General features: G+C 37.6%; 13 protein-coding genes and 2 tRNA genes. 6 read left to right on the top strand and 9 right to left on the bottom strand.

All coding sequences use genetic code 11. From position 1 onward, the window contains the following. Window positions 1-21: 21 nt before the first annotated feature. A complete protein-coding gene (locus SOP96_RS12385) occupies window positions 22-483 on the bottom strand; it encodes a hypothetical protein (RefSeq protein WP_326321251.1) in 462 nt (153 codons plus the stop codon). A gap of 233 nt (window positions 484-716) precedes the next feature. On the opposite strand from SOP96_RS12385, the gene SOP96_RS12380 reads away from it, so the two are divergent. Both SOP96_RS12380 and SOP96_RS12375 read left to right on the top strand, forming a co-directional pair. Continuing rightward, a complete protein-coding gene (locus tag SOP96_RS12380) occupies window positions 717-2,513 on the top strand; it encodes a DUF885 domain-containing protein (RefSeq protein ID WP_326321250.1) in 1,797 nt (598 codons plus the stop codon). 156 nt (window positions 2,514-2,669) lie between these two features. Next, window positions 2,670-3,116, top strand: coding sequence for a DinB family protein (locus SOP96_RS12375; protein ID WP_326321249.1), 447 nt, complete (start codon window positions 2,670-2,672; stop codon window positions 3,114-3,116). 78 nt (window positions 3,117-3,194) lie between these two features. Here SOP96_RS12375 and SOP96_RS12370 read toward each other — a convergent pair whose 3' ends face one another. After that, a complete protein-coding gene (locus tag SOP96_RS12370; protein ID WP_326321248.1) occupies window positions 3,195-3,815 on the bottom strand; it encodes an endonuclease III domain-containing protein in 621 nt (206 codons plus the stop codon). Between the two features lie 32 nt (window positions 3,816-3,847). Between SOP96_RS12370 and bcp the strand changes: the two genes are divergently transcribed. Continuing rightward, window positions 3,848-4,297 carry a thioredoxin-dependent thiol peroxidase gene (gene bcp / locus SOP96_RS12365; RefSeq protein WP_326321247.1) on the top strand — a complete coding sequence of 150 codons (450 nt, stop codon included), beginning with the start codon at window positions 3,848-3,850 and terminating at the stop codon, window positions 4,295-4,297. Window positions 4,298-4,379: 82 nt separating this feature from the next. Here bcp and SOP96_RS12360 read toward each other — a convergent pair whose 3' ends face one another. From SOP96_RS12360 to SOP96_RS12340, 5 genes are read right to left on the bottom strand one after another with little or no spacing between them, the layout of a single operon-like run. Next, window positions 4,380-4,925, bottom strand: coding sequence for a GNAT family N-acetyltransferase (locus SOP96_RS12360; RefSeq protein WP_326321246.1), 546 nt, complete (start codon window positions 4,923-4,925; stop codon window positions 4,380-4,382). Next, window positions 4,885-5,559, bottom strand: a complete 675-nt coding sequence (locus SOP96_RS12355) for a hypothetical protein (RefSeq protein ID WP_326321245.1) — start codon at window positions 5,557-5,559, stop codon at window positions 4,885-4,887. The genes SOP96_RS12360 and SOP96_RS12355 overlap by 41 nt, the downstream gene beginning before the upstream one ends. 31 nt (window positions 5,560-5,590) lie before the next feature. Then, window positions 5,591-6,673: a mannose-1-phosphate guanylyltransferase gene (locus tag SOP96_RS12350; protein WP_326321244.1), complete on the bottom strand. Its 1,083-nt coding sequence runs from the start codon at window positions 6,671-6,673 to the stop codon at window positions 5,591-5,593. 2 nt (window positions 6,674-6,675) lie between these two features. Next, window positions 6,676-7,266, bottom strand: coding sequence for a SprT-like domain-containing protein (locus SOP96_RS12345; RefSeq protein ID WP_326321243.1), 591 nt, complete (start codon window positions 7,264-7,266; stop codon window positions 6,676-6,678). Between the two features lies 1 nt (window position 7,267). Continuing rightward, window positions 7,268-8,614, bottom strand: a complete 1,347-nt coding sequence (locus SOP96_RS12340) for a TolC family protein (RefSeq protein ID WP_326321242.1) — start codon at window positions 8,612-8,614, stop codon at window positions 7,268-7,270. Window positions 8,615-8,713: 99 nt separating this feature from the next. Here SOP96_RS12340 and SOP96_RS12335 point away from each other — a divergent pair, with 99 nt between their 5' ends. From SOP96_RS12335 to SOP96_RS12325, 3 genes are all read left to right on the top strand, one after another. Next, the gene (locus SOP96_RS12335) at window positions 8,714-9,958 is read left to right on the top strand and encodes a bifunctional folylpolyglutamate synthase/dihydrofolate synthase (protein WP_326321241.1); all 1,245 of its coding nucleotides are present in this window, start codon (window positions 8,714-8,716) and stop codon (window positions 9,956-9,958) included. A gap of 44 nt (window positions 9,959-10,002) precedes the next feature. Continuing rightward, window positions 10,003-10,077: transfer RNA gene (locus SOP96_RS12330), tRNA-Val, on the top strand. Window positions 10,078-10,110: 33 nt separating this feature from the next. Then, a tRNA-Val gene (locus SOP96_RS12325) sits at window positions 10,111-10,185 on the top strand. A gap of 67 nt (window positions 10,186-10,252) precedes the next feature. Here the strand turns inward: SOP96_RS12325 and SOP96_RS12320 are convergent. Then, complete coding sequence (locus SOP96_RS12320; RefSeq protein WP_326321240.1) at window positions 10,253-11,218, bottom strand: glycosyltransferase family 9 protein; 966 nt, start codon at window positions 11,216-11,218, stop codon at window positions 10,253-10,255. Between the two features lie 2 nt (window positions 11,219-11,220). After that, a complete protein-coding gene (locus SOP96_RS12315; protein ID WP_326321357.1) occupies window positions 11,221-11,640 on the bottom strand; it encodes a SufE family protein in 420 nt (139 codons plus the stop codon). Window positions 11,641-11,896 lie beyond the last annotated feature (256 nt).

Below are 11,896 nucleotides of genomic sequence, written 5' to 3'. Positions count from 1 at the left end.
GAAGTATAAGGAGGCTAAAGATTAATCTTCGTCTACTTCAATATCATCCTGGCTAAATTCACATTTCAGCCTGAAAGGAATCGGCGTACCGGAGCCCGTGTAAAAGTCATCAATAGTTCCTTTCCAGACTACCTGAAGCTCACCTTCTTCATTTTTATCAAACTGCAACTCGTTATCATAGATAAAAGCTTCCTCGTCATCAAAAAGATCTACTTCCGTAAAAGTATCTTCGTCAGAATCATTAATGGTAATTGTTTTTCCTTCTATTTCCGCAGATTCTATAGGGAAATCAAAAATTTCAAGTGAAAGCTGAGGAAAATTGTACTGCAGAGAATCGTCCTCCACATGATCCAGACTGTCATCCGTTATAATTTCAACCTCTAAAAAATGTTGTTGGTTGCTGTAAACCGCTTTACAATAAGTGTTTCTGATATTGTACTTTAGCGTTTCATCCGGATGGTAAATTTTTAAAATCCCTTTCATTTTTTCTTAAAAAAGAGCTGTAATAATATGATTGTTAAACGTTTTCAACAAAGATAAAAAATAGATTGAATGTGAAAAATTTTTTGAAAATTATTTTTGAAAATTGACGTTATTTCATATAGTAAAGTTATTCTAAGCGTACCCCCAGCTTTAATTTTTCGGTGTTTTACCATTTTAAAATAAAATCTATCATTTTAATATTTACATTTGCTTCTATAAAGAATTTCCGAAGAATGAAAAATATAATATCAAAAAGTATTGTAGGAATGGGCCTGGTCTTAAGCCTTGCTTCCTGCAAAAAATATGATTCGCCTTTAACAAAAGTTACGCCCTCTAACCTGGATTCCATTGCTTCCAATTATTACGAGCAATATCTGAAGCTTTACCCGCTTGATGCCACTGCGCAGGGCGATTTACGATATAACGACCAGCTTCCTATCAACATTGATAAAGATTTTATTTCCGGTGAAGTGGCTTTTTATCACTCTGTACAGAAACAGCTTGAAAATGTAGACTATAAAAATCTTTCGGATGAAGACAAAGTGGTTTACGACGTTTTGGATTTTACGCTGAAAGATAAGATTCTGGCCTACGATTTTCATCCGGAATATATTCCTTTTACACAATTTGGCGGGCTGCCGCTGAATTTTCCGTTGTACGGAAGCGGAGAAGGAAGCCAGCCTTTTAAAACAGAAAAAGATTACACCGACTGGCTTAAAAGAATGGAAAAATTTCCGCAATGGATGAATGCTGCAACAGATAATTTCCGTGAAGGCATCAACAATAAGACGGTTTTGCCTAAAAAACTGGTGGTTAAAATGATTCCCCAGATGAGAGCCGAAGAAATCACAACGCCAGATTTGGAAAAGAATATTTTTTACGGACCGATAAGGAATTTCCCGAAAGATTTCAGCAAAGAGCAAAAAGAGAAATTCTCAACCCTTTATAAAGATGCTATTATCAAGAAGATTATTCCTGCTTATACAAAAATGGGAGATTTTTTAGAGAAAGAGTATCTGCCAAAAGCGAGAGATACAGACGGTTACAACAGCCTGCCCAACGGAAAGGAAATTTATCAATATTATGCTAAAAGCTGGACGACAACGAATAAAACACCAGAAGAAATCAATAAAATCGGACTTCAGCAGGTTGCCATGCTTCGTGCCGAAATGGAAAAAGTAAAACAGGAGGTTGGCTTTACCGGAACGCTTGAAGAATTTATCAGCTATGTAAAAACAGATCCGAAAGCAATGCCTTACAAAACTTCGAAAGAAGTGCTGGCTGCGTTTAACGGGATTTTAACGAAAATTACCCCTAAGCTGAAAACCATGTTTTCCGTAACACCAAAGACGAAATTCGAGATCAGGCAGACCGAAAAATTCAGGGAAGCCAGTGCGAGCGCAGAATATATACAAGGGACACCGGATGGAAAAAGGCCGGGAATTTTCTATGTTCCCCTTCCGGATCCTTCAAAATTCAATGTAACATCCGGAATGGAATCTTTATTTCTGCACGAAGCAATCCCCGGACATCATTATCAGGTTTCTTTGCAGCAGGAAAATACCAAGCTTCCGAAATTCATGAGATTCGGATGGTTTGGTGCGTACGGTGAAGGATGGGCGCATTATTGTGAAACCTTAGGCCCTGAATTCGGGTTGTACACTGATCCTTACCAGAAAATGGGATATTTAAGCGATCAGATGCTGCGCGCTGTAAGATTGGTGGTAGACACAGGCATTCATACCGGAAATATGACCCGCGAAGAAGCCATTACCTATTTCTTAAGTAATATTTCTTATGATGAAGCAGGTGCAACAGCTGAAGTAGAAAGATATATGGCGATGCCCGGACAAGCTTTAGGATACAAAATAGGGTCTTTAAGAATTCGTGAACTGAGGGAAAAATATGAAAAAGATCTGGGCAGCAAATTTAATCTGGCTAAATTTCATGATGAAGTTCTGAACCAAGGCTGTCTTCCTTTGGATGTCCTGAACCGGAAAATGGAATTGTGGGCGAAGAAACAAAAGTAATTTCCTTTCACCTGAGCCGTTTTTGTTTTTAACTTAAAAAAATTAATTTGGAGATGAAATCCTGACGGTAGAAATTCCATATTAAAAAAAATTAAAGTCACAGATTTATTTTTGTGGCTTTTTTGTTATATTTTTATATCGATCAGCTGTAAAAAAATGATAACAAATAATCTACAATCCCTATTTTCAAGAGATCTTAATAAATTAAAAACAGAAATTGAATCTTATCAACACGAAGAAAACATCTGGAAAACCGATAAAGACATTTCAAATTCCGCAGGAAATCTTTGTCTTCATCTGGTTGGCAACCTCAATCATTATATAGGCATGACGCTTGGAAATTCCGGCTATATCCGAAACAGAGAAATTGAATTTGCTTTAAAAGATATTCCCAGTTTAAAATTAATTCAGCAAATTGATAAGACAATTGAAATGGTAAGCCTTACGCTTGAAAACTTGTCTGCAGAAAAGCTTCAGAAAGAATATCCGTCTGAACCTTTAGGCTATCCTATGACAACTGAATATTTCTTAATTCATCTTTTCGGGCATTTAAGCTATCATCTGGGACAGATTAATTATCATCGGAGATTGCTTGATTTATAGGTCTCTTTTTAACCACCCCGTCAAAAATTCGAGAGAATTTTTGCCACCCCTCCTAAGGAGGGGAATTTGCAAGCTGTGCTATTTTTCAAATAACATTTTCGTAATAAAATCTTTTTCTCCTTTTCCTCTTGCCGGAGAATATTCCCTTCCGTAGAAAATAATCTGAAGATGAAGCTTATTCCATATGCTTTCCGGCCATATTGATTTTGCATCTTTTTCGGTTTCTATCACATTTTTTCCGGAAGTAAGCTTCCATTGCGTCATTAAACGATGAATATGTGTGTCGACCGGAAATGCAGGAAACCCAAATCCCTGGCTCATCACCACCGATGCTGTCTTGTGCCCCACTCCCGGCAATGCTTCAAGTTCTTCATAGGTTTGCGGTACTACCCCATTGTGCCTTTCCAAAAGAAGTTCGGCCATTCTTTTCAGGTTTCTTGCTTTCGTATTGGATAAACCGATTTCTTTAATTAACTCCTTAATCTCTTCTACTTCCAGCGTTGCCATTTTTTCAGGAGTTCCTGCTACCCGAAACAGCTCCGGAGTGACCTGGTTTACTTTTTTATCAGTGGTCTGTGCAGAAAGCGCCACTGCTACCATTAATGTGTAAGGGTCTGTGTGATCCAACGGAATCGGGACTTCAGGATATAATTTTTCCAATTCTCTCTGAACAAGTTCTGCTCTTTGCTTTTTTGTCATGTAACCATTAAATTTGAACAAAAATAAACATTATGCTTAAAGCCGGCGACAAATTACCTCAATTTGAAGGACTCAATCAGGATGGAGAAACAGTACGTTCTGAACAGCTAATCGGAAAGAAACTGGTTATTTTCTTTTATCCTCAGGCCAATACGCCAACCTGTACGGTAGAAGCATGTAACCTGAGTGACAATTATTCTAAACTGGAAAAGGCTGGTTTTCAACTGTTGGGAATCAGTGGAGATTCGGTGAAAAAACAGAAAAATTTCCACAGCAAATTTGCTTTTCCTTATGATCTTATTGCGGATGAAAGCCATGAAATTCTTGAGAAATTCGGGGTTTGGCAGGAAAAGACAACTTTTGGGAAAACGTATATGGGAATTGTAAGGACTACTTTTATTTTCGATGAAAAAGGAATCTGTGAAAGAGTGATTGAAAAGGTAACATCGAAAACTGCTGCCGAACAGATTTTGGAAGCATAAATTAAACAACAAATTGCTCAAATGTTTTCACTAATTCATAAACATTGGTGTTCATTGGTGAAAACATTTGTGATATTCGTGTTTAATCCGGGGTTTCGTAATACATCAGCTCTTCAGAATCTCCCGGAATGGTAATATATTTTTGAAATTTTAATCCAAGCTTTTCAATTAGTTTTTGAGAAGATGTATTCTCTTTGGTGGTGATGGCAGAAAGTTTGGTTAAGCCAAAATCAATCATTCCTACAGATTTTATTTTTAAGGCAGCTTCATAAGCATAGCCTTTGCCTTCAAATTCTTCGAGAAGGGAAAAACCGATATCTACAACATCCAGACCGTCTCTTTCAAATATCCCCACTCCACCGATTTTGTGATTCCCTTCTTTTGTAAGCATGAGATAATTTCCAAAACCTAATTTTTCAAACTGAGGAAGGAATCTTCTCTGAATATAATCTTCTGCATCAGAAACCGTCCTGATATAGCGGTCGCCGATATATTGAAGAAATTTGGGTCTGTTGTAAAGATCCATGATAAATTCAGCATCCTCTACTCTCATAGGTCGCAGGATCAGCCGTTCTGTCTCGTAAAATTTATCTTCGTTTTGCAGATTTGTTTGATTTTTTAGGCTCATCTTTCGGTTCTTCTTTTTTTTCAAGCTTTAACAACCTCGGATTGTTGGTGCATTTTTTATTATAGAGATCAATGTACGATCCATTCTCCTTTACATTTATAATCGTTTCCCCGGATTTTGGAATTGTTAAGGTAAAATGCTTTTTCTGGTACGGGCATTCTGTTGAGGTAAGCTTTCCCAAATCAAGGTAATAATTGGCAGTATCCTGGTGGTAATTAGCAGCGAGATCCCTGAATTCTTCATCAATAATATATCCTTCTGTTGTTGCAAAAACGGCGGCATCATAAATATTATCAACTTTACCGACAAATTTTCTGAGTGCCGTGAGATCTGTAATATATTCCGGGTTAGCTTTCGAGAAATCGACAATGTAATAGAATGCATCTTCATCAGCTATTCCGATATTAAATCCTGAAGACTGAGATTCATAATCTTTTTTTGCTCCTGACAGCTTTATGATATTGTCTTTTCCGTAGCTTTTATGAACCAGAATCCATGAATCGTTTTTTGTACCAGGAATAATATTCTGCAAAATTGACGAAATTCCGGGAAGCTGTTTTTTTTCCTGAGCGGAAATGGCTATTCCGGATAAAAAACAAATGAGTACAGCAAACCTGTATGTAAATTTTATCATATGTAAAGAACGAAGATCGATTAGAATTATTTTACATGAATTTATCCCCTTTTTTAAGGTTTTTCAAATCCAGCACATAATCTTTGATCAGCTGATCGTGTTCTTTCGGGCAGATGAGCAGAACTTTTTCTGTGTCTACAATAATAAAATCTTTCAATGAATCAATAATCACCGCTTTATTGCTGTTTTTTATATTGATGATATTTCCTTCCGAATTGTAGGTTAAAATATGTTTTTGCTTGGTAGCATTCCGGTTTTCGTCTTTTTCCGTATTTTCAAAAACGGACGTCCATGTTCCCAGGTCGCTCCATCCGAGGTCAGCAGGAATGACATAGACGTTTTTTGCTTTTTCCAGAATACCATTATCAATTGAGATTTTCTGTACTTTAGGATAAATCAGCTCGATACAGCTTTGTTCGCCTTCGGCATTGTACTCGCAGGCCATGAAATGCTGTGTCATTTCCGGAAGATATTTTTCAAAGGCACTTTGGATACTTTTAACGTTCCATATAAAAATCCCGGCATTCCAAAGAAAATCTCCGCTTTCCAAAAAGCTTTTTGCAATCTCAAGAATCGGTTTTTCCGTAAAGGTTTTTACTTTGTAATAATCTGAATCATGCTTATCTACAAACTGGATGTATCCGTATCCGGTATCGGGCCTTGTAGGGGTAATTCCGAGCGTAACCAGGTAATCATTGTTAGCGGCGAGATCAAAAGCCACTTCCACTTTTCGCAGGAAAGTTTCTTCTTTTAAAATAAGGTGATCTGCCGGCAAAACGATCATGGTGGCATCTGGATCAATTTCGCCAATTTTGTTGGCCATATAAAGATTGCAAGGTGCTGTATTTTTGAGCAAAGGCTCGCCTACGATATTTTCCTGAGGAATTTCCGGAAGCTGCTGATGGGAAAGTTCAACATATTCTTTATTGGTGATCACAAATATATTTTCATCAGGAATAATCTTGCTGATCCTGTCGTATGTCTGCTGGATCATGGTGCGTCCCACGCCTAAAATATCCTGAAACTGTTTTGGAAATTTCTGTGTGCTTAGTGGCCAGAACCTACTGCCGATTCCTCCCGCCATAATCACGCAATATCTGTTTGATTTTGACATTATTAACTACATTTTTCTACTCTTGCCAAAGGTTTGAAAGAATACTTCCTTCCCGTAGCCAGATTCTTACAAAGATAGTTCTTTTTAATAAGACCTTCCAATAAATACTTCTCATTTCGATAAATAAAGAAATCCCCTTTTTGTAATTTTTCTATAAATACAAGCGCATCATCCTGTTCTTCAATATGGAAATATTTAACGAGATCCGGGCTTGCCATGAAATTCGCTTTAGGAGATTTTGAGAACTTTACAATGAGCGGCCTCAGATTTTCGTTATAAACCTCAAGGCTTTGTAAAAGCATTTGCCTGAAAGTTTCTTTCCATTCATTCCCGTGTGGAGAAATTCTTCTGCCATATTTTTCGAAAGCAATAAGATGGGCAAGCTCGTGGGTAAGCACGAAGAAAAAAAGCTCTGGAACCAGGGTTGAGTTTATCGTAATCTCATGCGAATTGTCCGGAAGTTTCCGGTAATCTCCCAGCTTGGAATTCCTGTTCCTTGTAACTTTTATATGAATATAATAATCTGCAAACCAGATTTTTAAATATTGTAATGTATTTTGAGGTAAATATTTTTCTAAAGACTGGATAGACATTTTACAAACTTAGTGGAATTCCTGCATAGAAATTCAATAATTTCAGGCTGAAAAGATAATTATATTTAGCCTGAGCCACAGAACCCTGCGCATTGGCATAGTTGTTTCTGGCGATATTGACATCGTAGATGGTAGATCTTCCGGCTGCGTAACTTTTATCAGCAAAATCAAGGGCAAGCTTTGTACTTTTCTCGGCCTGAACGGCAGATAAATAAATTTCATAGTTTGCATCGGCATCAAACTGTGCTTTCTGAACATTTTCACGAACCATCTGTTTTTGTTGAAGCAAGGAAGCTTTGGCAATATTTTCCTGAAGCTTCGACTGTTCAACCTGAAGCTTGGTAATTCCTTTGTTAAAAATCGGGATATTTACCGAAACGCCGATATTCTGTCCGAAATTATCTTTATATTGATTAAAAAAAGTAGGCTCTACAGCGGGATTTCCAAACAGATCGTATCCTGTGATCCTTGTATTTAAAAGATTGTTATAAAAACTTCCGATTCCTGCGCTTGCTGTTACGGTAGGCCAGAAAGCAGTTTTGGTCACTTCGGTCTGTGCTTCTGCCGCCCTGATTCTACTTTCTGCGGCTTTTACCTGCGGCTGGGTTTCATATGCGGTTGTTAAAACTTCATCAACTGATATTAATTGCGATTCTAACTGATCCGGCACATTTACATCTTCCACATCAAAATTTTTATAATCCTGAAGTTGGAGCAGTTGGGCCAATGCAAAAAGACTTCTCCCTACGTTTATTTCAGCTGTTTTCAAATTTTGCTTTTCTCGTGCAAGACCTGCTTCTGCCTCCGCCAGAACCGTTTGAGCAGTTGTTCCGACTTCAGTGGTAATTTTCGATCTGTCGTACTGCTTTTGGGCGTTTTCAACGGCAGCCTGGGAAATTTTAACGATCTCTTTGTTCAGCAAAGTCGTAAGATACTGCTGTGCAATCTGAAGGGAAATGTCATTCTTTATGGTTTCAATATCGTATTGGCTTGCTTCTACATCAAATTCGGTTTTTCTGATGGTTTTCTCAAGTCTTCCGTTGTTATAAACAAGGATATCTGCTCCGATATTGGCATTATTGCTGAACCTGTCGTTCCTGATACTTCCTGTCCCTAAAGAAGCCTGCCCAAAACTCACACTGTTTCCTACATTGGCAGAGACCGAAGGAAGGTAATTTTTTCTGGCAATTTTCAGGTTGAGATCCTGCATTTGTTTCGAATATTCATTTTGGATTACCTGAAGATTATGTTTGGTAGCATAATCCACACATTCCCGCAAAGACCACTTTTTCTGGGCGCTGAGAGCCAGGCAAGATAATCCCAAAATAATAGTCAAAACTTTTTTCATAATTCCGATTTTTCCCTATTAGACGAAGCAAATATAAAAAAGTTACAGTTTCTCAAAATTATTGTTTTATTTTAATCAAACTTTTGAGAATTTTGCACCATGACAACCGCACAATACCATGAAGCTGTAGAGTGGCTTTTCCTACAGGCTCCGAACTATCAGATTGATGGGCAGAAAGCTTACAAGCCCGGATTAGATAATATCAGGAAACTTTGTGATTTCTTCGGAAATCCCCAGGATAAAATCAAGTGCATCCACATCGGAGGAACCAACGGTAAAGGGTCTACAAGCAATATGCTGGCTTCCGTTTTACAGGAATCGGGATATAAAACAGGACTTTACAATTCGCCTCACCTCATTGATTTTACGGAACGCATCAAAATTGACGGTAAAAACTGCGATAAAGAATTTGTTTATCATTTCATCCTGAAACTGAAAGATCTGCCTAAAGAAATCCGTCCTTCCTTTTTTGAATTTACCACCATCATGGCTTTTGAATATTTCTATCAGCAGCAGGTTGATGCAGCCATTATCGAAGTAGGATTAGGGGGAAGGCTGGATTCTACCAATATTATTTTGCCTCTGATTTCCGCCATTACCAATGTTCAGCTCGATCATCAGAATATTCTGGGAGACACCATTGAAGAGATTGCTTCAGAAAAAGCCGGGATTATAAAACCGCATATTCCTATTATTTCCGGAGATGAAAATGAAACAGTGAAAAGTATTATTAAAAATAAGGCTGATAAAGAAAACGCTCCTTTTATTGATGCTTCTCTAATAAAAGCACAACTAAAATCTGATTTAAAAGGAAATTATCAGGAAAAAAATATCCGGGTTGTTTTGGCATTGATTGAAGAATTAAGAAAATTAAATTTTAATATATCTCATCAGAATATTGAAAACGGATTATTACACGTTCATAAAAATACAGGTTTCATCGGCCGTTGGTTTGAATTTTCCCAAAATCCGTTTACTATCTGTGATACGGCACATAATCTGGCCGGGCTGGAACATGTTTTTGCTCAGCTAAACGCTATAGATAGGCATAAGCATATTATTTTAGGATTTGTGAATGATAAAAAAATAGATGAAGTTATGAAGGTTTTACCCGGAAATGCCAGATTTTATTTTTCAAAACCTTCTGTCCAAAGAGGCAGGCCACCGCAGGAGTATGAACATTTGCTGCAGGAAGCAAAAATTTCCTACAAAATTTTCAGTTCCGTACAGGAAGCGTATATCGCTGCAAAAGAGAATTGTAGAAATGAAGATATGATTTTTATCGGAGGCAGCAACTTTGTTGTAGGAGAATTTTTAGAAAAAAATTTGGAGATTTCCGAATAAGTCGTATATTTGCACCACTCTAATCGAGGAAACAACGATACAGAGGGTTCTTAGCTCAGTTGGTTCAGAGCATCTGGTTTACACCCAGAGGGTCGGGGGTTCGAATCCCTCAGGACCCACAGAAAAGGAAACGAAACCTTTCAAAAAAATTCGGGTTCTTAGCTCAGTTGGTTCAGAGCATCTGGTTTACACCCAGAGGGTCGGGGGTTCGAATCCCTCAGGACCCACACAAATCTCTCTTTTTTAAGGGAGATTTTTTTTGTTTAATCTCTGAATAGTATATTAAAAAGATGATCAGATTTTTTCAACAATTTTCTGGATATTAAGCTCTTCCAGGCAAGCCCAATCACCACGGAAGCATTGTTTATCTCCAAAAACAGAACACGGCCTGCAAGTAAGATCCTTTACCTGAACCACATCATTTTCACTTTGTCCAAAGCCTAAAAATCCGGCATAAGGATGAGTCTGTCCCCAAACGGAAATACATCGTGTTCCCACGAGGCTGGCAAGATGCATGTTCGCAGAATCCATGGAAATCATCAATTCTAGTTGTGAAATTGTATTCAGTTCTTCTATAAGGCTCAATTTACCCGCAAGATTTTTGGTATTCGGGATTTCTTTTTCCCATTTTTCCAGTATTTCAGCTTCGCCTTTTCCGCCGCCGAAAAAATAAATGGTATGTTTTTGAGATAAAATTCTTGCTAATTCGTAAGACTTTTCAAGAGGAAGCATCTTTCCCTTATGTTGAGCAAAAGGCGCAAAACCAATTCCAGATTTATTTAATTTTGTTGGTCTTAACTGATGAGAAAGCTCTATTTTAAAACCCATTTCACGAAAAACATCGGCATAACGTTCTACTGTTTTTTTAAGCTGAGCTTTATTTAGATTCCAGATATCCGTTAAATACTCTTTTTCTTCTTTTCCTTTATTGATTTTAAAAACCTTAAATCCTTTCGTGCTGTAAATTTTATCCAGAATTTTTGTTCTGATCACGTCGTGAAGGTTGGCAATATAATCCGGCTGAAATTCCTTTATCAGCTCATTGGCCAATCGTGAGAGTCCGAACAACCCTTTATAGTCATCAAGGTTCACCCCTTTAAATATAACATTTGGAATATCTGCGAATAAGGCCTCAAAATTACTTCGGGACACCATGATGATTTCCACTTCCGGATTTTGTTCCAAAAATTCCCGGAATACAGGTGCTGTCATCGCAACATCACCAAAAGCCGAAAAACGATATGCTAAAATCCTGGTCACGATTACGATTTCAATTGGTAGGCAACAGCGTAAAATTTAATCTGCTTGGTCATGGCCATTAATCCGTTAGCTCTGGAAGGTGATAAAAACTCCTGCAGCCCAATCTCTGAAATAAAATCAAAGTCGGAATCTAAAATTTCCTGTGTAGAATGTCCACTGTAAATACTTACTAAAAGAGAAACAATACCTTTGGGCAAAATCCCATCGGAATCCGCATTGAAAAACAATTTGCCGTCCCTGAACTCGGCGTCAATCCAGACTTTACTCTGGCAGCCTTTGATCAGATTTTCTTCCGTTTTCTTATTTTCAGGAAGCCCTTTCAGCTCTTTGCCCAGATCTATGATGTACTCATATTTCTGCTCCCAGTCGTCAAGAAAGGCAAATTCATCAATTATTTCCTGCTGTTTTTCCTTAATGGTCATTTGATTGATTTCTTTCTGCAAAGATAACCAATTTAAAAAGATTATTTTATTAGCAAGCTCATAAGATGTAAATCGGCTTTTTGACGTATCTGAGATATTTTCAAATTTTTTTAAAGCTTTTGATTCCCCAGAATTGTATCTTTTATTTTGTTTAAAGAGCTATTTATCACATCGAAAAGCAATATATTTTTTAATTTGAAGCTTTTTCACGCTTTCTGCTGTATCTTTTTGGATCCGGCTCGGCGGCTTCGCCGGC

Source organism: Chryseobacterium salviniae, from assembly GCF_035819015.1.
GTDB classification, from domain to species: Bacteria; Bacteroidota; Bacteroidia; order Flavobacteriales; family Weeksellaceae; genus Chryseobacterium; species Chryseobacterium salviniae.
Note: the sequence above shows the minus strand (reverse complement) of the source record. Positions and strands in the feature narration are given on the sequence as shown.